Annotated in this window: 19 protein-coding genes; 8 read left to right on the top strand and 11 right to left on the bottom strand. The window is 39.9% G+C overall.

Annotated features, from left to right (window positions below):
- Positions 1 to 106 precede the first annotated feature (106 nt).
- Positions 107 to 2,899, bottom strand: coding sequence for a transporter substrate-binding domain-containing protein (locus ACOB82_RS07085; protein ID WP_448212264.1), 2,793 nt, complete (start codon positions 2,897 to 2,899; stop codon positions 107 to 109).
- Between the two features lie 193 nt (positions 2,900 to 3,092).
- Here ACOB82_RS07085 and cmoA point away from each other — a divergent pair, with 193 nt between their 5' ends.
- Entirely contained in the window at positions 3,093 to 3,827 is a 735-nt protein-coding gene (cmoA, locus tag ACOB82_RS07080; RefSeq protein ID WP_448212263.1) for a carboxy-S-adenosyl-L-methionine synthase CmoA, read from the top strand.
- Positions 3,824 to 4,789 (top strand): tRNA 5-methoxyuridine(34)/uridine 5-oxyacetic acid(34) synthase CmoB, encoded by a 966-nt coding sequence (gene cmoB / locus ACOB82_RS07075; protein ID WP_448212262.1) that lies wholly within the window; start codon positions 3,824 to 3,826, stop codon positions 4,787 to 4,789. Before cmoA ends, cmoB begins: the two co-directional genes overlap by 4 nt.
- Before the next feature lie 331 nt (positions 4,790 to 5,120).
- Here the strand turns inward: cmoB and ACOB82_RS07070 are convergent, their stop codons facing one another.
- Positions 5,121 to 5,915 (bottom strand): substrate-binding periplasmic protein, encoded by a 795-nt coding sequence (locus ACOB82_RS07070; protein WP_448212261.1) that lies wholly within the window; start codon positions 5,913 to 5,915, stop codon positions 5,121 to 5,123.
- 144 nt (positions 5,916 to 6,059) lie between these two features.
- Here ACOB82_RS07070 and ACOB82_RS07065 point away from each other — a divergent pair, with 144 nt between their 5' ends.
- From ACOB82_RS07065 to ACOB82_RS07050, 4 genes are all read left to right on the top strand, one after another.
- Positions 6,060 to 7,403, top strand: coding sequence for an anti-phage deoxyguanosine triphosphatase (locus ACOB82_RS07065; RefSeq protein WP_448212260.1), 1,344 nt, complete (start codon positions 6,060 to 6,062; stop codon positions 7,401 to 7,403).
- A 154-nt stretch (positions 7,404 to 7,557) separates the two neighbouring features.
- Positions 7,558 to 9,204: a hypothetical protein gene (locus tag ACOB82_RS07060; protein ID WP_448212259.1), complete on the top strand. Its 1,647-nt coding sequence runs from the start codon at positions 7,558 to 7,560 to the stop codon at positions 9,202 to 9,204.
- A gap of 56 nt (positions 9,205 to 9,260) precedes the next feature.
- Entirely contained in the window at positions 9,261 to 10,949 is a 1,689-nt protein-coding gene (locus ACOB82_RS07055) for a phosphoethanolamine transferase (protein ID WP_448212258.1), read from the top strand.
- On the top strand, positions 10,949 to 11,314 hold the full coding sequence (locus tag ACOB82_RS07050; RefSeq protein ID WP_448212257.1) for a diacylglycerol kinase: 366 nt from the start codon (positions 10,949 to 10,951) through the stop codon (positions 11,312 to 11,314). The genes ACOB82_RS07055 and ACOB82_RS07050 overlap by 1 nt, the downstream gene beginning before the upstream one ends.
- Positions 11,315 to 11,369: 55 nt before the next feature.
- On the opposite strand, the gene ACOB82_RS07045 is transcribed toward ACOB82_RS07050, so the two are convergent.
- From ACOB82_RS07045 to seqA, 9 genes are all read right to left on the bottom strand, one after another.
- Positions 11,370 to 11,759 carry a VOC family protein gene (locus tag ACOB82_RS07045; protein WP_448212256.1) on the bottom strand — a complete coding sequence of 130 codons (390 nt, stop codon included), beginning with the start codon at positions 11,757 to 11,759 and terminating at the stop codon, positions 11,370 to 11,372.
- A 30-nt stretch (positions 11,760 to 11,789) separates the two neighbouring features.
- Positions 11,790 to 13,616 carry a protein kinase domain-containing protein gene (locus ACOB82_RS07040; protein ID WP_448212255.1) on the bottom strand — a complete coding sequence of 609 codons (1,827 nt, stop codon included), beginning with the start codon at positions 13,614 to 13,616 and terminating at the stop codon, positions 11,790 to 11,792.
- Positions 13,617 to 14,001: 385 nt separating this feature from the next.
- Positions 14,002 to 15,645, bottom strand: a complete 1,644-nt coding sequence (locus ACOB82_RS07035; protein ID WP_448212254.1) for a dihydrolipoyllysine-residue acetyltransferase — start codon at positions 15,643 to 15,645, stop codon at positions 14,002 to 14,004.
- A 9-nt stretch (positions 15,646 to 15,654) separates the two neighbouring features.
- A complete protein-coding gene (locus ACOB82_RS07030) occupies positions 15,655 to 16,632 on the bottom strand; it encodes an alpha-ketoacid dehydrogenase subunit beta (RefSeq protein WP_448212253.1) in 978 nt (325 codons plus the stop codon).
- A gap of 2 nt (positions 16,633 to 16,634) precedes the next feature.
- Positions 16,635 to 17,816, bottom strand: a complete 1,182-nt coding sequence (locus tag ACOB82_RS07025; protein ID WP_448212287.1) for a thiamine pyrophosphate-dependent dehydrogenase E1 component subunit alpha — start codon at positions 17,814 to 17,816, stop codon at positions 16,635 to 16,637.
- Positions 17,817 to 18,165: 349 nt separating this feature from the next.
- Positions 18,166 to 19,242, bottom strand: a complete 1,077-nt coding sequence (gene astE, locus ACOB82_RS07020; protein WP_448212252.1) for a succinylglutamate desuccinylase — start codon at positions 19,240 to 19,242, stop codon at positions 18,166 to 18,168.
- A gap of 248 nt (positions 19,243 to 19,490) precedes the next feature.
- Positions 19,491 to 19,814, bottom strand: a complete 324-nt coding sequence (locus ACOB82_RS07015) for a hypothetical protein (RefSeq protein ID WP_448212251.1) — start codon at positions 19,812 to 19,814, stop codon at positions 19,491 to 19,493.
- 4 nt (positions 19,815 to 19,818) lie between these two features.
- On the bottom strand, positions 19,819 to 21,465 hold the full coding sequence (pgm, locus tag ACOB82_RS07010; RefSeq protein ID WP_448212250.1) for a phosphoglucomutase (alpha-D-glucose-1,6-bisphosphate-dependent): 1,647 nt from the start codon (positions 21,463 to 21,465) through the stop codon (positions 19,819 to 19,821).
- Positions 21,466 to 21,487: 22 nt separating this feature from the next.
- Positions 21,488 to 22,060 (bottom strand): replication initiation negative regulator SeqA, encoded by a 573-nt coding sequence (gene seqA / locus ACOB82_RS07005; protein WP_448212249.1) that lies wholly within the window; start codon positions 22,058 to 22,060, stop codon positions 21,488 to 21,490.
- A 167-nt stretch (positions 22,061 to 22,227) separates the two neighbouring features.
- On the opposite strand from seqA, the gene ACOB82_RS07000 reads away from it, so the two are divergent.
- Positions 22,228 to 23,004: an alpha/beta fold hydrolase gene (locus tag ACOB82_RS07000; RefSeq protein ID WP_448212248.1), complete on the top strand. Its 777-nt coding sequence runs from the start codon at positions 22,228 to 22,230 to the stop codon at positions 23,002 to 23,004.
- A gap of 56 nt (positions 23,005 to 23,060) precedes the next feature.
- The gene (locus ACOB82_RS06995) at positions 23,061 to 23,279 is read left to right on the top strand and encodes a DUF2788 domain-containing protein (RefSeq protein ID WP_448212247.1); all 219 of its coding nucleotides are present in this window, start codon (positions 23,061 to 23,063) and stop codon (positions 23,277 to 23,279) included.

Below are 23,279 nucleotides of genomic sequence, written 5' to 3'. Positions count from 1 at the left end.
AACATAAAATTGCCGATATTATATAGAACTGACAAGTAAAGTCACCTGTCAGCACGTTAGATTGTTGATAATTTTAACCGAAAATTGCTGATATAAACTGATAACTTTACCTATGCATAAAGTTATTCTTACCACTAGATTTCACTCGGTACATTAAGGTGTCTGCAATTTTTAACAACTCTGTTGCTGAATCACCATCATCAGGAAACATTGCAATGCCAATACTTGCACCTAAGTATGAGCTAGTGTCTGAGACTTCAAAGGGCCGTTCGATACTTTCAATAATCTTCTCGGCGATGTACGCCGCTTCAGCTTTGCTATTTAAGCCAGTTAATAAAATAACAAACTCATCACCACCGAATCGGCAAACAGTGTCCGATTTTCGCACGCATTCAATTAGCCGTGTTGATACCTGCTGTAGCACTTTATCGCCCACTTCATGGCCATGAGCATCGTTAATTGCTTTAAAACCGTCAAGGTCAACAAATAACACCGCTAAGTTTAACGACTGGCGCTGATGCATAGCAATTGCCGTTGCCATTTGCGACTTCATTAAAGTTCGGTTTGCCAAGCCTGTTAATTCATCATGTGTCGCCATATGCTTCATTTTTAACTCAAGCTTTTTCCTTGCGGCAACCTCTTGGTGTAACTTACGGTTCCAAAACAACACAATGATGATCACAATAAAAATCACAAAGCCAACTTGTGCGGCAATTTTTGTGACAAATCGCTGATCAAGCCCAGTTTGAATATTAACATCAAACCAGCGATTAAATATTTCCGCCCGAGTTTTATCTGAGATCACCGTTAAACCGCTATTAATAATGCTTAACAGTGTTAAATCATCTTTATGAACACCAATACGGTTACTTTCTGGTGGTATTTCTGGCACCACAGCAATAGCTAGCGGCACAATACTTTCACGCTTAACATGCCTTGCTGCAACGGGTAAAGCTTCAACGAAACCATCAACTAGTCCTTGCTGAACCGCTAATATGCCCTGTTCAACATTATCGACGATTGAAATAGCAATATTAGGATGGTTTTCCTTTAGCCACTCTATCAGTCGATAACCTCTAACCAAGGCTAACGATTTACCGTAGAACTCTTTTAGGCTTTTTACCTGATTAAAAGATTGCGGATAAATAATGCTCCATGGCATTTGCCAATAAACATCAGAAAACTCCATTAACGCTTTGCGATCTTCATCCGAAGAAATGCCAAGTAAAACATCTACGTCTTCTTGCCTGAATGCGTTAAACAATGAATTCCAATTGTCATACGCTTTAAACTCAAGCCCTAAACCAACACTAGTAGCCACGGTTTCAATAATGTCTTTATTAATCCCCTGTTGCTGGCCATGTTCATCTATAAACTCCATGGGTGCCCAATCACTGGAAATTCCAACCGTTAGTATAGGGTGCGCTCTAAGCCAAGATTTTTGCTCAGGACTTAGTTCGATATCGGTATTTTGTGCTTGAAAGTAACCATCTTTACCATCGGCGAGCCAAGCAGTTTCAAGTTTTTGCAGCTCCTCCACGGGAATTTTATCAAAGCCAATTTGAATAAATTCTGCCAATTTGGGGTTATCAACTGTAACTAAGCTAAAAATATCAATATCGAAAACTGGCGCGTCTAATATATGGAATAACGACTGTAAATTAGCATTAACTAGTTTGACTTGCATATTTTCAACTTCGGCAATAACTGCCGACACTTGTCTATTTTCCGCAGCGCGAAGCATTTCTCGATGATCGGCAAAATAACTTAATTTAATTTGCGGATATTTAGCTTTTAATTCTTCTATGTATGGCGATGTTTGGAAAAGCCCAACGGTATGCCCGCCAAGTTGTTCCATCGACGTAATATCAGGGTAATCGTTTAATACAAAAACTTTCGATAATGATTGATAAATTTTTATTGCTTTTGTAAGCCCAGGCAATGTTATATCACTGGCAGGTAACGCAATCTGAACATCCAAGCCGCCGGTTTTTACCAGCTCGTTTATTCTCGCCATAGTGTCACCAACAAAATTGACTTCTATATCGTTGTAACGTGACCACAAACGCCAAATATCAATAAATAATCCTTGAGCTTGGCCGGAATTAGAGTAATCCATGTAAGGCGATAAACTCACCGCAAAACCCAAGTTTAAGGTGTTTTCTACCCTATCGCTTTTCAACCAACGCTCTTCAATTTCGCTTAGCTCTTTGGACGTTATTTGCGCTAAACCTTGATTAATAAATGGTAACAATTCTTGATTACGCTTTGATACCGCACCTACATACACACTGGAAAAATAATGTAAGCGCCTAAACTTTGGAAATAATGCCTTTAACTGAGTGATTTTATCGTAGCCGTTATAAGGGCTGTCTAAGTCAGCAAAAGCCATCAGCTCATTATTCAGCGCGGCTTCGTATAAGGCTTGACGGTCTTCAAATAGTTCTAGCTTTATTTTGTTATTGGCTGATACCAAAGTTGCATTATGGCTTGAGCCTTTAATAACCCCTACTTTATAGGGAGTTAACTGCTTAACATTGTCTATAAGGGTCAGTGATTTATGCAAATAAATAAAACTATATTCAGGAAAAATCTTATCAGTGAAGCCAAAAACTGGTCGCCGTTCATCAGTAATAATAAGGCCAGCATGAAAATCAACTTTTCTGGTAAGTACCGCCTCTAATGTCTGGTGCCAGTTGCCGGTAACAAAATTAACTTCAACGCCTTGTTTATTCGCCCAAAGTGACCAAACATCTTTCATGACGCCTGCGGGCTTACCTTGATCATCAATAAATTGATAAGGGTAAGAATCAGTACTAAAAGCAATATTAAATTGTTTTTTGGGTGGGGAAATAGTAGTCGGTTCAGCAATAGCCTGCGCTCCCTGCACACTTTGCATATTTGGCATGCTTTGCACAGAGCTGCAAACAAGCGTACAAAAAACTAACAACCAATTGATTTTTAAATAGTTACCACACATTAAAACGCTTAACCAATACCGCACTAATGTTACCAACATTGCAATATTATCTTATCAAGATCAATCTGTTCAGTTAAAATAAGGTCAATTTTTCCATTGTTTCCTGTAACTCATGCAAAAAACTGAAACCGATCTGATCTTTTCCAATCCACAAAGCCAAGTAAAAGACTTTACCTTTGACGCTCAAGTTGTCGAAGTATTTCCCGATATGATCAGTCGTTCAGTGCCGGGATATAACACCATTATTGATACTATTGGCCGTCTCAGCCAAAGTTACGCCCAAGCGCAATCAAATGTATATGACTTGGGCTGTTCTTTGGGCGCGGCAACGCTTGCAATGCGCCGAGCAATAAATCAAGACAATGTTCATATCATCGGTGTTGATAACTCAGCGGCTATGGTTGAGCGTTGTAAAATGCACATTGCTGCTTTTAAAGGAAAAAGTGAAGTAACTATCATTCAAGAGAATATTGAGAATATCACCATTGAAAATGCGTCAATGGTTATACTCAATTTTACTTTGCAGTTTATCGAAAAAGAAAAACGCCAGGCGTTAATGAATAAAATTTATCAAGGCTTGAAACCAGGCGGCATTTTGGTGCTTTCTGAAAAAATTGCGCACAAATCAGCTCAATCAAACGAATTATTGATAGACCTTCATCACGACTTTAAACGTGCTAATGGTTACAGTGAACTGGAAATTGCCCAAAAACGTACCGCACTTGAAAATGTCATGCGTCCAGATGCGTTAGAGTGCCATATCAATCGTTTAACTGAAGTGGGGTTTGTAAATATTACTCAATGGTTTCAGTGCTTTAACTTTTTATCTATGGTGGCATTTAAATGAGTTTTTATAATAATTTTTACCAAGCGATTGCCGCCAACCGTTTAAGCCATTGGTTAAACACGCTACCGGCACAATTAACCGACTGGCAAAATAATCATTTGCACGGCGAGTTTGCGCAATGGCAAAAAGCACTCGATCAATTACCGGTAACTAATACTGAATTCGTTGAGTTAACCAATAGTGTTTCGGTTGGCAAACCAGAGGAAATTGAGCCCGGTCAGCTCAAACGTTTAGAGCATTTATTAAAAAAACTTAAACCTTGGCGCAAAGGCCCTTATCATATTCACGGCTTACATATAGACACTGAGTGGCGCTCAGATTTTAAATGGGATCGTCTTGCCCCCCATATTAGTGATTTAACCAATAGATACGTCTTAGATATCGGTTGTGGCAGTGGTTATCACTTATGGCGAATGCGCGGTGCTGGCGCTAAATTTGTTGTTGGTATCGACCCAACCCAACTTTTTGTCATGCAATTTAATGCGGTTCAACATTTTATCCAAGACCAAGCAGTACATTTGCTTCCACTTGGCGTTGAGCAGCTACCTGAACTAAACGCTTTTGATACCGTTTTTGCGATGGGCGTGTTATACCACCGCCGCTCACCTATCGACTTTTTATATCAACTAAAAGCTCAGCTGGTTAAAGGTGGTGAACTGGTATTAGAAACCTTAATTGTTGATGGCGATGAAAATACGGTATTAGTACCGGGCGAGCGCTACGCAAAAATGCGTAATGTTTGGTTCTTACCGAGTGGCAAATCGATGTGCGCTTGGCTTGAACGCTGTGGTTTTTCCAATGTTAAAATGGTTAATAGTGACTTTACTGATTTTGATGAGCAACGAAAAACCGAATGGATTGATACCGAATCGCTAAGTGACTTTTTAGACCCAAGTGACGCCAGCAAAACTATTGAAGGTTACCCTGCGCCGCAGCGAGCCATCTTTATTGCCAAAAAATAACACTATATTTCAGTGCAAAAAGTTACGCGTAGCCAATGTTAACATAAATAAATCAGCTAGGTATTAGGGTCTGTTGATCTTTCAGTTTATAACTCTGTTGTTTTTGAAAAAGCGGTCAATCGCGGCGCTTAATATAAAGTTTAGTTGTTCTAAATGCATTTTAAGCAACAAAGAGTGACACTTTTTTCAGAACAACCCTTAGGGCTATGGCTAATTTTCAACCTAACTGCGTTGAAAATCGTTAATGTAGAATAACTACATTACACGCTTTTCGACTTGTCATCTTAAAAATTAGCCGATAGCAGAGACTAAAATGAAAGATCAACAGACCCTAATAATTCATCAGGTACTTATCTAAAACATATTGATAAGTACCGTTGTCTTTAATTAATTGCACGCCGCGATCAAATGCGCTTTTTAATGCCTCAGATTTAAACCCAGCCGCATAATGTCGTTTTTCAAACAAGTGATGCACGGTAAATAGCTTGTTGTAACTATCATCTGTATGATTTTTCATAAAATAGCGAAAAATATTAATATCTAAAATAATCACATCGGTGCGGCCAGCAAATAACATGGCTATTTGTTGCTGTTGATCCGCCAGCTCTCGATAATCAATTAAATATGAAACTGTATTGCCATATTCTTCACCCAGAAATTTACGGGCATTTTGAAAGGCAATAACACTTTTACCGCTAAGTTGTTTGAAATTCTCCAGCGTAATATTTTTATCTTCCAATGTAATGGCAACATTTTCGTAGGTGATATAAGGGCGAGAGACAAATAAGCCTGGATATTGAAAGTCAGACAGCAAAATACTGACACCATCAATATGCCATTGTTGATATCCAGTGATATTGCGCCCTAATGGTAAGTGACTAAAGTTAACCTCAATATTTTCGGTGGACAGTGCTTCCCTAATAATTTCCAGCTGAATGCCTGACGTATTTTCTTCTATGATAAAAGGCGGTTTTGGCAGGCCAGCAACCATTTCTATGGTACCACTGTCTTTGAGCTTATCTTTTTCTAGAGCGATTTCGAAATCGTTTTGCTTCGCACTCAGTTGTGCTGAAGACATTAGCACTAAGGCAAAGGTTAAATAATGCTTAAGGCGAAAACTTACCACTAATTCTTTCCAGATAAAAAGAACACTTCTATTGCAATTCTATACATAAATGAGTAATTCTACTCAATAAAAATATTATTTTTTCAGATAAATTTTTATCTCAAACGAAATAAGTAAAATAAGAATCAGGTAACAAGGAGTCAAATGGATAATTTCTGGTTAGCACGACGCTTAACAAAACTGAGCAAACGCCAACAAGATCACCGAACGCCATACCAAAGGGATCGTGCCCGAATTCTTCATTCTGCCGCATTTCGACGGCTACAATCTAAAACACAAGTAATAAGCTCAGGTCAAAGTGACTTTTATCGCACCCGTTTAACTCATTCATTAGAAGCCGCTCAAATTGGCTCTGGTATCACCGCACAATTACGCTCGAAATACCCGACATTGGCCAAAGCATTATTCCCAGACGACGATACCTTAATTGAAGCCCTGTGCTTAGCCCATGATATTGGTCATCCCCCTTTCGGCCATGGAGGCGAAGTAGCGTTACATTATATGATGCGAAAACATGGCGGCTTTGAAGGTAACGGTCAAACATTACGTATAGTTGCGCGTTTAGAGCCATTTAGTGAAGGCTATGGCATGAACTTATCGCGTCGTACTTTGTTGGGGCTACTGAAGTATCCGCAAACTATTGACCAGTTGATTTATAAAAAAGCCAATTGCGCTCCGGTGCATTATCGTCAACTTAAAGCCAGTGACTGGCATCCTCCCAAAGGCATTTATGCCGATGACTGCGATATTTTAGACTGGATTTTAGCGCCACTATCAGACGCCGATCGAATGCTATTTCAAAGCTTTCAAACCAAAGAACAACAACACGCTAAAACGCTATATAAATCGCTTGACTGTTCAATTATGGAACTCGCCGATGATATAGCTTATGGCATACATGATCTCGAAGATGCCATAGTCACTGGTGTGGTAAATCGCAACGACTTTGAACAACACGTTATTAAGCGCTTAGCCAATGTTGGCGATAGCTGGCTGACAGAATATTGCGCTAATTTAACCGATAATTTGTTTTCTGAGCATCACCATAAACAAAAAGATGCCATTGGCGGCTTAGTAAACTACCTGATCACCGCAATTGAGCTTTTAGAAGTTGAAACGCCAAGCCAAACCTTTGAAGAAAATTTGCTGAAATTTAATGCTAAATTACCAATAGCAGCCGCTCAGGTCCTGCAAATTTTTAAAGACTTTGTTTTTGAATTTGTTATCAAACTGCCTTCCATTCAACGTTTAGAGTACAGAGGACAACAAGTTGTTATGGAGTTGTTTGAAGCACTATCTTCAGATCCTGAGCGCTTATTGCCGACCAATACCGTTAAACGCTGGCGACAGGCCTGTGAACAAGGTGAAAACCCGCAACGAATTATTGCTGATTATGTTTCTGGCATGACGGATGGCTATGCCACTCGGCTTTATCAAACGCTGTTTTTACCAATCAGCCATGGCGACAACTATGATGCCCACAGCTAACGATGCCCATAGTTAAAGGTGCTGATGGTCCAATATTCCAATCAACAGTTAAAAATTTATTATTTTTAAGAAACTTAAGTTTGTCTTAAGTTTCTTGAGCCATAATAAATATTATCTGTTAATCAGTATTGTCACTTATAAAAGCAAAACACTTATGAAAGCAAAAGTAGTACTGCCCGTTATATGCTTAGTTATATGCATAGTATCTTTGGACAGCTTTGCCAATGCTGACACTGGCATTACTAAAATTAGCAATATTAACGATCACGCCAATACCTGTGATCAATCTGAACATATCAGTTTTGTGACCAATGATGTTTTCAACTTATCAGAAGCTGACACTATTTTTCTCCATCGCTGGGCAAACTTTCTTCACAATAAAACCAATATTAAAACCCTTGAAAACGAATCGGCATTTTTCATATCAAAATGCACTATCAATGAGCATGACTTACAAGAACTAGAGCGTCATTTACGCAAAAAAAAATATATTCGTGATGCGATTGTTACCCGATCGGCTGATAATAAAATATTGGTCGAAACATGGGATAACTGGTCATTATTGCCCACCATAGATATCAGCCGTAAGGGCGGAAAAAATAAATTTGGTATCGGCATTTTAGAACGTAACTTGTTAGGTTATGGCATTGACTCAGAGCTCGAATATTTTAGTGATGATCAACGTAGCGGTTACAAGTTTAAATCAGAATTCCCACTATATATGGGCAATAATACCAATGCTCGCATCCGTTTAACCGATAATGATGATGGTAGCTCGCAAGCGATATTTTTAGAAAAAAAATTCGTCAGTTTCGATACGCAATACGCCTATAAAGTTGGATTTGATAATTTTAACCAAATTGATACCTTGTATGAACAAGGTGAAGATGCCAATGAATACCATCATAAGCAATCCTATACTACGGCTAGCGGCTACTGGCTTTATAAAAATACAAACAAGTCAACATTACGCTTTGGCTTAGGTTATACCGAAGAGCAACACACTTTTAGAAAGCTAAGCGATCCTGATATTGATATTTTATATCCCAATGCACAACTACCATCAAATCGAGATTTCAGTTACCCATTTTTCTCCGCACAATATCTGCAAAAAGACTATCGAGAACTTAAAAATGTTAACTTAATCAATCAAATAGAAGATTTTAATTTAGGTTGGTTTGCTTCAATTAATATTGGTCACGATTTTTATAATAATGACTACTCGCCCGATTTAATTTGGCAGTCTTATCTGTCTAAAGGCCTTGATTTAGGTAACGAAGCGTACTGGCTATTTGCCGCAAGTTTCGAAGGTGAGGTTTATCAAAATAGCCAGCAAGATGATCGCATATTATTGAAGACCAGCGCTGAATATTTTCATAAATTTAATGACGCTTGGGGCGGCTATTTTAAAAACGCTAATGTGGTGAGCCAACATCAATTTTTAGATAAGCCAGTAGAGCTTGGTGCTGAGTCTGGCGTTCGTGGCTACCCTTTGCAATATCAACATGGCGATCACAGCACGCAATTTACCGTTGAAGCGCGCTATTACCCACACATTAACTTATACAAGTTAATTGAATTAGGCGGTGCCGCCTTCTTCGATGCTGGGCGTATGTTTAAACCATCTACCCCGACTAAAGACTTAGAAACTTGGATGACATCTATCGGCATTGGTGCTCGTTTATATTCAACCCATTCAAGCGAAGCGCGGGTGGTGCACTTTGATTTAATTAAACCGATTAGTTCTGATCCCAATGTTGATAGCTGGGAATTTCGGGTCACCACTAAGCAATCGTTTTAAGGCTTATGCACATGAAGCTTATTCACATGAAAAAAAGTTTAACCTCGGTTAAAAACATGTCTGTTAAAAACATAACTCCTAAAAACATAACGCTCAGCAGTAATCAGTTAATTGTACTAACCTGTAGCTATCTAGTTTTAGGGTTAAACCTGCCCTTTTTATTAAAAAGTGCGCAAGTTATCACTACGCTAGAAGACTACAGCCTGTTTTTCTTACTTTCGCTACCGCTATTTTTATTTAGTTTAAGCGTAATCATTCAAGGTGTATTTGTCATACGCTGGTTAACGAAACCTATATTAATGATCACTGTAGTGCTCTCGGCGCTACTTTGTTATGCCACCTTAAATTACGGCATCATTTTCGATGTCGGCATGATCCAAAATACCATAGAAACCGACTCAGCCGAGGTCCTATCTTATTTAAATATTCCGGCAATATTATTTGTTACGCTATTTGGTTTACTACCTGCATTTTTAATATACAAAGTAAAAATTCGATTACGACCTATTCGTTTTGAGCTTTTTAATCGCTTTAAACTGATCACTGCCAACTTAGGTATCGTCTTTTTTATCGCCAGCCTGTTTTATTCTAATTACGCAGCAGTTGGCCGTAACCATAGAGAATTAGTAAGCTACATTACACCTTATAAAATGATTGATTCTTCTTATAAGTTCATTCGAGATAATTACTTCTATTCCCCATTGCCATTTAAGGTGTTAGATCCGCATCCGCATATCAACCGAAACAGTAATAAAAAGCACGTAACGGTTATGGTGTTAGGGGAAACCGCACGTGCGCAAAACTTTTCACTAAATGGCTACCCGCGCCCAACTAATCAATTTACCCAAAACTTTAATGTCATCTCGTTTAATGATGTTCGCTCCTGTGGCACCGCTACCGCTGTTTCTGTACCTTGTATGTTTTCACGTTTAGACAAAAAACATTATGAAAAACGCGTTGCCCTTGCCCAACAAAATGCTATTGATTTAATCAGTCAAGCCGGTGCCGATGTACTTTGGATCAGCAATAATAATGGGAGTTGTAAGGGCGTTTGTAACCGAGTAGATAGTATTAAAATTTCTACCGACACATCAAACCCACTGTGTGATGGTGAATATTGTTATGACGAAGCTCTATTGGCGCCACTTGCAAATAAGTTAAATAATTTAACTAAAGACGATACTCTTATCGTTTTACATATGATTGGTTCGCATGGCCCGACCTATTACCGACGTTACCCACAAAGCCAGCGGTTATTCACACCAGATTGCCAACGCAGCGATATTCAAAACTGCACCAATGAGCAACTTGTTAACACGTATGACAACACTATTGCCTATACTGATTTTGTCTTAGCTAAAATCATCAACCAGCTCACAGCATTAGCTCAAAATAGCGACATTGACACTTCGTTTTTATACATTTCTGATCATGGCGAGTCACTAGGTGAAAAAGGCGTATATTTACACGGCCTACCCTATGCTTTCTCACCAGAAGAGCAAACCCATGTGCCAATGATTTATTGGGCAGATCAATATCACACAAGTGTTGACTTAAATTGCGTGAACAAATCTGCGCCAAAACATTTAACTCAAGATATCATTTTTGACAGCCTACTCAGTTTGATGTCGGTTAAATCATCAGCTCACCACTTAGGTGCGGAGCCTTTTATGCAATGCATGTCACAAGAAACGTTAGCCCGAGCTAATTCTGTGCACCACCAAGATAATAAGCGAGTTAATTAGTGTTTGATAATACCAACAAGCCAGCTGGCATAAACCGTGTGTATTTAGCCACATTAAATTCATTTCGTGCCTTTAACTGGCTAATTCAAAATGAAGCGGCTTTTAGACAGGAACTAGTTTTATTATTTTTAGCCACTATTTTGGCGTTTAATCTTGATGTAAGCGCTGTTGAACGCTTGCTGCTGATTTTATCTGTGGTCTTTATTTTATTTACCGAAGTGATCAACACCGCTATTGAGGCCGTAGTAGATCGGGTTGGCTTAGAAATTCACCCGCTATCAGGACTGGCCAAAGATCTTGGCTCGGCAGCAGTTTTTATTAGCTTAGTGGTTGCAGCCAGTGTTTGGGCAGTAATTTTGTGGTAACCCTTTATGACAAGCGTTTGTAATATGTATTTATGATCTGTGTTTGCGATAAGCCTTAACTATTCGCATCCCCTTTTTGATAAAGCGCGCAAGCAGCTCCTGCAAGGTCTTTAATCACTACAAACTTATCATTGCCCATTGATTTAACTTCGGTGTATAAACTGCCGCCTAACGCTAGTACTTGTGCTGCGGCAGCATCTGCATCTTCAACTAAGAAATAAGGCAACCACATGGGTGGCAATTCGGCATTGGGACCTCTAGCATGACAAATACCACCAACGGCATTATTAGTTGCCGCACAAAGCATAGTGTAATCATTGTAATCTCCCATCGACACCTCTGCCGCCTGCCAGCCAATTACCGCTTGATAAAACGATTTAAGTTCATCGGCATTTTCTACCGTAATATCTAACCAGGCTATTTCACCTAATTTCGCGTTTTCCATCACTGCCTCCTATTCGTATTGCTTACAAACTTATAAGACTAATTTAGGGTTTTTCGGGTAATACTGCTCTGGCAACTGACTAATGTGCTCAAAAAACCGTGTATCTTTGTAGGGTAGCTTCATAAAGCCAGAAATGCCAAGCCCATCAATTGTCGGTAATAAGTTAAGAATATTCGTTAAACAGGCTTGAAACTCGGCCTTTTTCTGGTGATTTAATAGCATTAAATAGCTGTGAATTTTTAAATGCGTGGGTAACACTTCAAAAATAATGCAGCCGGTATGATGGATCATATTAAGCTTAGCAAGCTCTAACATAATCTCATCTGGTAAATGCAAGTATTCATCCGGATCTTTGCCATCTTCAAAGTAAGAATGCAGCTTAGTGATATCATCCAATTCTGGGACGACACTGACTTCAAATGGAATAAATTGATCTGGCTTCGCTTTAAACGGCAACTCCTGCTTTTTACGTTCAACGTGTAAGGTATTACGGGCATTAAATAAACAGCTTTTAAACATACCGACACGGAAAATGCCCTGTGCCAGCCGGATCATATTATTAACCGCACTTTGAAATGAGTTTTTAAGGGAAGGTTCAAACAAGGTTAAATTCGAGTCAATATAAACGCCGTCTTTTTCCCAGCGTACTGCAAGTCCTCCAACAACAGGAAAATTCCCTAAGCGCGATACTGCGGCAATAAACGCTTTCTCATTATCTCCCATGCCCATTAAGTAATTCTTATAATATTTCTCCAGCTGAACATCATCGACTCTTGATAAATCCTCATCATTACTTTGCTCTCGCAAGAATGATTTACGCGAGCCATAAACTACCGTATCAATCAATTCTTCACTGGCTTTAACCCAAACGGGAATTAGCGGTTCAAATGCTCGCTCAGTCGCTTTAGCCGATAAAACTAACTGCTTAAATAAGGTTAAATTATTAACAAAGAAATCCCCTGCTTTTGCGCGTATTGTTTCGTCTTCACTCAGCATACCATCAAGTACTTGTGCAAGCGGTTTAGGCAAGCCTAAAGAGCTTGCTGGTAATACGTTTTTACCGTATCGACATGATTGACCAGACGCCAACGCATATAAAGTCGCAGCCGCGCCTTGTTCGTCAAAACGAGGGCTAGATAAGCCACCACTAATTTGCTCAGGTCCAATAAAATAAACATCCCCTAAACGCGCATTGGTGTGTTGTAGGTCACTACTCATTAAATCCATGACATTATTGGACGTAGTTTGCCCGTTCACATCAACCTGTGCCAGCACTGCCGAGCCCCAGTCAATCAGTTGAATAGTGTCAGTGTTGGGATCATAAACAATATTCGATGGTTTTATATCACCATGGACAACAGGTTTTTCATTTAATTGCTGTTTGCTATCGCGCAAGTAGCGCAATATCCCAATAAGTTGCACTGCAATGTTAACAACCTGCTCAGGTGGTAATGGCCCATGTAAAAACGAATACTGCTCTAAGTCAATGCCCGGTGCGCGGGTCATTTGTAAAATCGATTGCCGTTTAATTTTGCGATATTCTTTAACTTTGGGTATTTGCGGATGATTGAGTTGCTGTTGAATTTGCGCTTCATCTTCTAATCGATCTTGCACATGTTGTGGCAATGTTAGCCTTGAAAACTTAAACACATAATCACTACCTTTTTGGTCGGTACCGGCAAACACAAAACCATATGCGCCTTTACCTACCAAAGATATGTCTTGATAGCCCATTAATTTCAGTTGCTGCTCACATAACTGAAACCATTTTTTTAATTTTGTCGCATCTTTATGACTGAGTAAGTAGATAGATTGCTCTTCGGCAATATAAAAATGTTGAAGCTTTTTTTCGGTCACAAATCACGCTGTTATAAATAAATTGTAATTACTGATTGTAACCACAAACCTAGTTTAGGTCACAAGGCAATATTTCATCTAAATTTAAATGGTTGGTACAAATTGTCATTTGTCTGTCACAAAACACGATTAGTATTATCCTCGTTGAATGAGCATCCCTCATCTCATCGATTCCCAATCGCGAAAGTCTGGCGCTTACTCGGTAAGAAGCTACTTTCTGGATACTTATCTCAGCTTTGTTCTCGCTGTTTGATGACGCTCTACTTTGTAGGGCGTTTTTTTTTAATTTTTTAAGCTGATATTCGACACAAATTTGCCATAATTAGCCATAAAAAAAGCACCAGATACTCTGATGCTTTTTGCTATTCGTTTACGTAGCTAATCGCTAGCTCATACAAACCAGCATATTATCTGGCTGTTCAAGGAACGACTTCCAAAGGTTGCTAAAGCGAGCAATAGTACCGCCATCAATAATACGGTGATCGCCAGACCAGCTCACCTGCATAATTGAGCGCGCTTCCACTTCAGCTTTATCATTAAATCTTGGCAAGCTTTGTACTTTACCTAATGCCACTATCGCTACTTCTGGCTTATTAATAATTGGCGTGGCAATGGTACCGCCAATTGCGCCAATATTTGAAATTGAAATAGTGCCACCTTTTAAATCACTTGGCGACACACGACCTGAGCGAGCATCATTGGTTAAGCGGGTAATATCGTTGGCTAAATCTATAATTGATTTAGTTTGTACCTGCTTAACATTCGGTACTAATAAACCAACTTTCGAGTCTACCGCCATACCAATATTATGATCGTCAAAGTAGGTTAACTCAGTACAATCGTCATTTGTTTGCGAGTTAACCACTGGGTATTCTTTTAACGCCAATGACATAGCTTTCATAAAGAATGGCATCATGGTTAATTTGATATCTTGCTTAGCGTATTGCTCTTTAAGTTTTAAGCGAAGCGCAATTAAGTTAGTTAAATCAATTTCTTCACAATAAGTAAAATGTGGAATTGTTGATACTGAATTAACCATGGCTTTTGCCATTGCTGCTTTTACGCCACGAATCGGTTCAACGCGAGTACCACCAGTAGCTGTTTGACTTGCAACTTGCGCGTTGCCACCAGCATTTGCTTGACCAGCTGATACTTGCCCGCCTGATTCGTGGAAACGAACCACATCTTCTTTATAAACACGACCTTTATTGCCAGTGCCAGGTACTTGATGAATATTCACCCCTAGTTCACGGGCTATTCGTCTAACTGCTGGGCTAGCTAATGCTTTACCATTAACTGCTGTGTTTGCAGGTTTTGACGCATCAACTGCTGGCGCAGAGTTTGGAGCTGGCGCTGGGTTTGATGCTGGCGCAGCGCTTACAGCTGAGGTTTCAGTTGAAACTGCAGCCGGAGCACTTGCTACTGGCTGGCTGGCATCACTAGAGTCACCTACACGCGACATTGAAAACAGCGGCGCATGTACTTTAGCAACTTCACCTTTGGCATAATAAAGCTTAACCACAGTACCTGAATGCATTGCTGGAATTTGTACTAACGCTTTGTCAGTCATGACATCAGCAACTGGCTGATCTTCTTCGATCTCTTGACCTTCAGCGACTAACCATTCAACAATTTCACATTCAACAATACCTTCACCAATATCCGGTAAAATAAAGTCTTCGGTTATTTTGCCGGTACTGCTTGCTTGAGTTGCTTGAACCGCTGCTTGTGGTGCTGCTGTCGATTCAGCAGCAGCGCTTTGCTCTGCTACGGGCGCCGCAGCATCTTCACCTTCAGGCGTCATGGCAAATAATGGCGAATGCACTTTGGCAATATCACCTTTAGCGTAATAAAGTTTATCAACAATACCGGCATGCATAGCTGGAATTTGCACTAACGCTTTATCAGTCATCACATCAGCAACAGGCTGATCTTCTTCAATGCGCTCACCTTCTTTAACTAGCCATTCAACTAGTTCACACTCGACAATACCTTCGCCAATATCCGGTAAAATAAAATCTATGCTCATGATAATGTCCTAGTAATTTACGGTACGCTTGATTGCTTCAAACACTTTTAAATGATCCGCCATATGCTCACGTTCAAGTGATAATGGGTATGGTGTATCTACGCCACATACACGTGCAATTGGTGACTCTAAATGTAAGAAACATTCTTGTTGAATTGTTGCAGCAATTTCACCGGCAAAACCAGCGGTTAGCGGTGCTTCATGGCTGATTAACAAACGACCAGTTTTCATTACTGAATTGGCCACTGTTTCAACATCCCAAGGAAGAATTGAGCGTAAGTCGATAATTTCACATGAAATACCCGCTTCTTTTGCCAGTTCAGCTGCTTTCTCGATGATCTCCATTTGCGCGCCCCATGCGAGTAATGAGATATCACTGCCCTGAGTGACGACTTCCGCTTTACCTAGTGGCAATTGGTAATCATCTGTTGGCACTTCACCTACAGATGCACGGTATAAGCGCTTAGGTTCGAAAAATACCACTGGGTTATCATCACGAATTGACGCTAATAACAAGCCCTTTGCTTGATAAGGGTTACGTGGCACAACCACTTTTAAACCTGGTGTGTGAGCAAAATAAGCTTCAGGCGATTGACTGTGATATAAACCACCAGCAATACCACCGCCGTATGGCGTACGAATAGTTAACCGACCAACGTTGAACTCATTACCACTGCGGTAACGGTATTTCGCTGATTCATTCACTATTTGGTCAAACGCTGGGAAGATATAGTCAGCGAACTGAATTTCAGCAACTGGACGACTACCTTGTGCCGCTAAACCATTGGCAAAACCAACAATACCTTGTTCAACTAATGGGGTATTGAAACAACGGGCTTTACCGTATTTTTCCTGTAAGCCCGAAGTTGCGCGGAATACACCACCAAAATGACCAACATCTTCACCAAAACATAGCGTTGAATCATCTTCTGCCATGGCGATATCGAGGGCGTTATTAATTGCCTGTAATAAATTCATTTGTGCCATGATTAGAATCTCCCCGCAGTAAATGGATAAGCTTCTGGATACTTGTTAACGTGCTCTTTTAATTCTTCCAATTGTTTTGCTAAGTGCTGAGGTACTTCGGCATAAACATCGGTCACAAGATCTTCGATCGGTGGCTTAGCAATTTTTTCGGCCACTTTTACTGCCGCTAAAATTTCTTCACGTAAACCTTCAAATAAGGTTTTATCCTGATCTTCATCCCACCAGTTTTGAGCGATAAGCCATTTTTTATAGCGCGAAATTGGATCATGTTCATGCCATTTCGCTTCTTCTTCTTTGGTACGATAACCCGATGGATCATCAGAAGTTGAATGGGCACCTAAACGGTAAGACATCGCTTCAACAATTACCGGTTCATTATGTTCAAGCGCATATTTACGTGCATCTTGCATCGCTTTAATTACCGCTAATACATCATTACCATCAATGCGAATTGATTTAATGCCGTAGCCAACACCGCGTGAAGCAATACCGTTACCCACGTATTGCTCATCTGATGGTGTTGAAATCGCGTAACCATTGTTACGACAGAAGAAAATAACCGGTGCTTTATGAACTGCAGCCATATTTAAGCCCGCATGAAAATCACCTTCAGATGCGGCACCTTCACCAAAATAACAAACGGTAATGGCATCTTTGCCTTGTAATTTTTGACCATAAGCATAACCTGCCGCTTGTGGTACTTGTGTGGTTAATGGTGACGAAATCGTCATAAAGTTTAATTCTTTAGAGCCATAATGAATTGGCATTTGACGACCTTTGCCTAAATCTTTTTCATTAGAAAACAGCTGATTCATGATGTCTTCTAATTTAAAGCCACGATAAATTAAACACCCTTGCTCGCGGTATTGGCCCATGATCATATCTTCATCGGCTAACGCTGCAGCACCACCAACAGTAGTTGCTTCTTCACCTAATGCCGCCATGTAAAAGCTAATACGACCCTGACGTTGAGCGGCAATCATGCGCTCATCTAATACTCGATGAAAAGCAAATGCTCGGTAGACCTTCTGAGCCACTTCTTTCGGCAAGGTTGGTAGTTCTGCATTGTCATAAACTGTACCATCTTGCTTTAAGACTTTTAAAATAGGGATCTCTACTGAATGACCGTCAATAAAAGTTGGCGAGTGTACCACAGGCCCTTCTTTATATATTTCAGTGTTCATAACGTTCTCTTTATCTGGCATACGATGAAATTTCGCTGCACTTTTCTGCATTTATATTGCTTAGTAAGTGTTGTAATTATAGTGCGCTTACCAACAATCACTGATTTGCTAATTGATAGTTTTAAGTCGCCAAGACTTTACCTTCACGTAAACTTAGATTCAAGAGAGCCTCTGTTAGCGGGCGTAACCAAGTGTTCTAACTGCCCATAAAAGTTTACATATGCAGTTTTATTGCATAAAAAAGCCCCTAAATTAGGGGCTTTTACGAGGAGGAATGTAAAGAAAGTTACATTTAGTTATTTTAGGTGAATTCTATTCAACGATCGCTTTTCTTAACATTAACGACTACCTAGTCAATTGAAGTCGGTTTTACCGTTAACAGCGCTCGTTGACCAATGGCAACATTGGCATTAGGGAAAATGATTGCTTCTCCCTCAGTTCGAACTTTATATTCCACGCCATTATCACTAGCTAACACGTAGCCAATAGGAAAGTCGGTAAAGTTTTCAACATCATCAGCAAAATGTAATTTAAACGCTTCTGTGGTTTTATTAATGGTTTGATCAATTTCAAATATCGCAAAGTTTTCCGGCTGATATGGGGTTAGCGCTAACGATTGACCTGAAACAAAACGCGTTAAGGTATCGCGCACTTTTTCAAACTTGCCCATATCATTCTCACCAAACGGCATAACTTTACCGAGTTCAACGGTAAAGGCATCGGCACCAAAATTATTTGATGAAAAGTAACTAAATGTCGTGGTTGGAGAGTGCGACAATAAAATAGTACTGACATCACAAGCGTGCAAAAATTCTAGCTGTGACTTTTTCCATGGCTTGCCATGCCTAAACGGATAAACGGCAAACTTATCATTTTTTGAGCCGCGAATAGCGGTATGTAAATCGTAGTGGTAACGTTCACGCTCAGACTCACGCGTTAATTTAGAACCCGCTTGTTTATCACCTTGTTCAAAAAATTCTGCAACCGCTTGTTCTAATCGTGCAGCTCGTATTCGCTCTTTATTGCTAATACCGCCCTCGCTATGAGCGCCAGAAAACAATCGATTTAAATTTTCTTCAACAAAGCGCTCGCCAATATTCATTGCCGCAGGATTACCAAATAAAAACAACACTCGCTCAGCAAGGTATAACTGGCCAGTAATTAGCTGTTGAATAAGATCCGCACAAATTTCAATAGGAGCGGTTTCATTGCCGTGGACAGCACTAGATAAAACAATATCTTTGCTAGTTGCTCGTCCTTGTGGCTCAAAGACAATAATACCGGTATCTAATACCGATACTAGAGACTCACTGCTCGTCGCTTGGTGGGGAACGGTAAATTGAAAAGTTTCTGGTAGCGACCACTCATAGGCACTAGTTAGTGCTAAAAAGTCGCCAGTAGATTGTAATTGTTGCTGTAGATTCACAAGAGCGCTTTATTGGAGAAATTTGGCGAAATTATACGATAAAAATCATAGCGCTAACATGCTAGCAGCCATAAAAGCGCAGGTTAAAATCAGCAGAAGTGTAAACCTGCTCCTAACCCAACATTGACATAACTATTCAGTGATTTCGTTATGACAAGCGAGAACAAACAAGGCCAAGTAATGTGTTTTTTTGCCAACTTATAACAATAAAAAACCAATAAATCAAAGGCTAATAGCCTAGAAATTAATTAGTTAAGAAAGTTTTGTTCGAACAATGTCACCACAGCAGCAACATCTAAAGATTTGATTAAGTATTGCTGAGTAGAGAATATTTCGCCGGCTTTATTACCTAACGCTACTTCAACTGACTCTTGGTCTAAGTCACGTAACAAAAATACTATTTTCTTATCAAGCTCAACCGCATCAATGGTAATTGCATCAGCTGCCATGCCCTGCTTTCGTAGGTTTTTATCAATTATTCCCATAAGGGTGTTAACCAGTTTATGTTTGTCCATAAACTGGTCATTAGCCTTGGCAACCACTTCTGCCATTGCATTTAATTTAGGTGTCATTTAATTAGATACCTGCTTGTTGAAATAAGTCACTGACTATTTGCTCAGCATCACGAATAATGGCTTGTAAGTGTTGCTGATCAACAAAGCTTTCTGCGTAAATTTTATATATTTCTTCGGTTCCCGATGGTCTTGCCGCGAACCAGCCGTTTTCTGTTTCAACTTTTAATCCACCAATAGCGGCATTATTGCCAGGGGCATGGCTCAGTTTATTAATTATCGGCTCACCTGCTAAAGTAGTTGCAGCAATGGATTCAGGCTGTAAATTGCTAAGCACTGCTTTTTGGGCTGTATTGGCCACCGCTTCAACTCGGCCATAACACGGTGTGCCTAGCTGCTCAGCAAGTTCAAGATAATACTGATAAGGGTCTTTACCGGTTACCGCTAAAATTTCAGCGGCTAATAACGCCATAATAAAGCCGTCTTTATCTGTGGTCCAACAGCTACCATCGCGAGATAAAAATGAAGCGCCAGCACTTTCTTCACCACCGAAAGCAAAACTGGCATCATGCAAACCATCAACAAACCATTTAAACCCTACCGGCACTTCGGCTAACGGCTTATTTAGTGATTTTGCGACGCGATCAATCAATGAACTTGAAACTAAGGTTTTACCAATTTTCACTGTTTCAGGCCAACTACGGTGCGTCATTAAATAATGAATGGCAACCGCTAAATAATGATTCGGATTCATTAAACCGCCAGATTTAGTGACAATGCCGTGGCGATCAAAATCAGGATCGTTACCTACGGCAATATCAAATTTATCTTTTAACGAGATAAGCCCTGCCATGGCATAAGGCGACGAACAATCCATGCGAATTTTGCCGTCTTTATCCAGTGGCATAAAAGCAAAACTAGGGTCTACCTCGTCATTAACTAGGGTAATATTAAGGCCATATTTTTCAGCGATCACTGGCCAGTAGTTGATGCCTGAGCCACCAAGTGGATCAACCCCCAGACTAACGTCCGCTTTAGCAATTGCCTCCATATCAACTACTTGATTAAGTTGGTCGACATATTCACTAATAAAGTCGCGCTTAGTTAATAATGGTGACGCCATCGCTTCAGCCAATGGCAAGTCTAAAGCATCGTCTAAATCATTGGCTAAAATTTCGTTGGCGCGAGTTTCTATTTGCTTGGTGATTTCGCCTTCCGCAGGTCCACCATGTGGAGGATTGTATTTAATACCACCATCTTGCGGTGGATTGTGTGATGGCGTAATGATTAAGCCATCAGCAACCGTATCTTGTGATTTATTGTGGGCAATAATTAATCGGGAAATAACTGGCGTTGGGGTAAAACCAAGATCTTGCTGAATCACTACAGGCACATCATTGGCAATTAAGACACTAATAGCACTATTAAATGCTGGTTCTGATAATGCGTGGGTATCTTTACCTAAATAGAGCGGCCCAGTAAAACCTTGAGCTTTGCGATATTCTGCTACCGCCTGAGTGATCGCCAAAATATGATATTCATTAAAACTACTTTTCAATGAGCTGCCACGATGACCAGAGGTGCCAAAACTAACACGCTCGCCGGCATTTTCACTTTCAGGTTGTTTGAAAAAATAATCACTAACAACTTGTGCAATATTAATTCTATCTTTCGATAACGACTTCTGCCCTGCGCGTTCATGAACCGCCATAGTTCTTCCCTCTAATTAATCATTATAATAATTCGCGTATTTTCTCAGCGTCTTGTTCTGTATAACCCAAGGCTAATGCGACTTCGGTTAACATCATTTTTTTACGTGTGGTATTCGAATTGGTAATAACCCAATACGGGCTATCTGGAATTTGACGTGGCTTAGTACTACTACCACTTTCAGCTAACGCACTTTCATTATCTGCAAAATATAAACGATCACGGCCTCTAATGTTATGAACAACATCAAAGTTATTTTGATGAACGCGATATAACGCTTGTAGTATCAACAAGAAACGACCAACAGCGCCACGCTGAATAGCTAACTCTTCACGATTGATATGATCAAACACTGAGCCTGATGGTTGATGGTTAACTTTGGCAGGTTTTACTTCGGCTTCATTAGTTACAGTGGCAGAGTCTTCATCTGCTGGTGATAATGCCGAATTTGATGCGCTAGACGGCTGTGCCGCAACATTTTCTTGCGTATTAACGGCTAATAAGCGACGTAAGATGGATGATGCACTTTCACCAATAAATTGTGTTTGGCTGGCAATGTATTGATATAGCTCTTCGTCTATTTCGATGGTTTTCATTCATATTCCATAAGTATTTACTACGCGAGGTGATTATACTCATCTGAACCAAATCTCTCTAGAGCAAATCCCAGAATTGACTCAATTTTCTGCCAGTTATTTATAATCTTCACTTGCATGTCGTCTTTAAGTTGGAGAAAATTTGCGCCGCTCGCACAGGAGGCATAATGACACTCGTAGCTAACCAATTAAATCATCAAATTCGCGGTAATGGCCAACCACTAGTACTGATACACGGCCTATTTGGCAGTTTAGAAAATTTGGGCATGGTAGCAAAGCCATTATCTGAACATTTTCAAGTCATTAGTGTTGATGTGCGAAACCATGGCAGTTCGTTTCATCAAAATAGCATGACATATGAGGAATTGGCGCAAGATGTCATTTCGCTACTCGATCATCTGAATATTAAACAAGCAGACATTTTAGGCCATTCCATGGGTGGAAAAATTGCCATGCAAATTGCCTTTAGCTACCCAGAGTATGTCAATAAACTAGTTGTTGCCGACATAGCACCCGTTGCCTACCCAGCCCATCATCAAAAAATTATTGAAGGTCTGCTTAAGCTTTACCACACTAAACTTGAAAGCCGAAAACAAGCAGACAGCCTGCTAAGTGACTATGTGCCAGAAGTTGGCGTTCGTCAGTTTTTATTAAGAAATTTAGCCGTAAATGGCAATGAACTCACCTTTAAATGCCAAGTAGAATATATTGCCAATTGCTATTCACAAATAATGCAGGCCTATGAGTCATCGTTAATATTTAACGGCGAGACCTTATTTATTAAGGGCGGCAATTCAAATTACATCACCAGTGAACACCGTGACATTATTACTAAGCACTTCCCTAACAGCTCAGCAAAAATAATTGCCGGCGCAGGTCATTGGTTACATGCAGAAAAAACCGTGGCATTTAATAAAATAGTTACAGATTTTTTAACCAGATAAGTCGATAGCTTTTCCACCTTGTGGTATAGTGCCGCCAGATTTTTCGGGGTAGTAAAATGCTAGCAGAACATTTTGAATTAATAGAGACTATTGGTCTCAATTTGTTTTTTGCTTTTATCTTTATTTTCATAGGCTTATCGATAAACGATGTCATGAAAAAAAACGACGTTCCTAAAATGGGACAAATGGTTGTCTACTTCGTATTATTTCTTGGTTGTTTAGGCTTTATTGCTAAAGGCATTATTCAGGTGATTTGGGAAAGTCAGGGAATTTGA

It is taken from the genome of Colwellia sp. MEBiC06753, assembly GCF_053470325.1.
Note: the sequence above shows the minus strand (reverse complement) of the source record. Positions and strands in the feature narration are given on the sequence as shown.

What these genes read in the sequence shown, in the direction of transcription:
- ACOB82_RS07045 (WP_448212256.1), bottom strand. Translation starts at nt 11,759, where the DNA reads ATGGAAAACGCGAAATTAGGTGAAATAGCCTGGTTAGATATTACGGTA.
- ACOB82_RS07030 (WP_448212253.1), bottom strand. Translation starts at nt 16,632, where the DNA reads ATGGCACAAATGAATTTATTACAGGCAATTAATAACGCCCTCGATATC.
- ACOB82_RS07065 (WP_448212260.1), top strand. Translation starts at nt 6,060, where the DNA reads ATGGATAATTTCTGGTTAGCACGACGCTTAACAAAACTGAGCAAACGC.
- cmoB (WP_448212262.1), top strand. Translation starts at nt 3,824, where the DNA reads ATGAGTTTTTATAATAATTTTTACCAAGCGATTGCCGCCAACCGTTTA.
- pgm (WP_448212250.1), bottom strand. Translation starts at nt 21,465, where the DNA reads ATGGCGGTTCATGAACGCGCAGGGCAGAAGTCGTTATCGAAAGATAGA.
- ACOB82_RS07025 (WP_448212287.1), bottom strand. Translation starts at nt 17,816, where the DNA reads ATGAACACTGAAATATATAAAGAAGGGCCTGTGGTACACTCGCCAACT.
- ACOB82_RS06995 (WP_448212247.1), top strand. Translation starts at nt 23,061, where the DNA reads ATGCTAGCAGAACATTTTGAATTAATAGAGACTATTGGTCTCAATTTG.
- ACOB82_RS07085 (WP_448212264.1), bottom strand. Translation starts at nt 2,899, where the DNA reads ATGCAAAGTGTGCAGGGAGCGCAGGCTATTGCTGAACCGACTACTATT.
- ACOB82_RS07000 (WP_448212248.1), top strand. Translation starts at nt 22,228, where the DNA reads ATGACACTCGTAGCTAACCAATTAAATCATCAAATTCGCGGTAATGGC.
- cmoA (WP_448212263.1), top strand. Translation starts at nt 3,093, where the DNA reads ATGCAAAAAACTGAAACCGATCTGATCTTTTCCAATCCACAAAGCCAA.
- ACOB82_RS07060 (WP_448212259.1), top strand. Translation starts at nt 7,558, where the DNA reads ATGAAAGCAAAAGTAGTACTGCCCGTTATATGCTTAGTTATATGCATA.
- ACOB82_RS07055 (WP_448212258.1), top strand. Translation starts at nt 9,261, where the DNA reads ATGTCTGTTAAAAACATAACTCCTAAAAACATAACGCTCAGCAGTAAT.
- ACOB82_RS07035 (WP_448212254.1), bottom strand. Translation starts at nt 15,645, where the DNA reads ATGAGCATAGATTTTATTTTACCGGATATTGGCGAAGGTATTGTCGAG.
- seqA (WP_448212249.1), bottom strand. Translation starts at nt 22,060, where the DNA reads ATGAAAACCATCGAAATAGACGAAGAGCTATATCAATACATTGCCAGC.
- ACOB82_RS07015 (WP_448212251.1), bottom strand. Translation starts at nt 19,814, where the DNA reads ATGACACCTAAATTAAATGCAATGGCAGAAGTGGTTGCCAAGGCTAAT.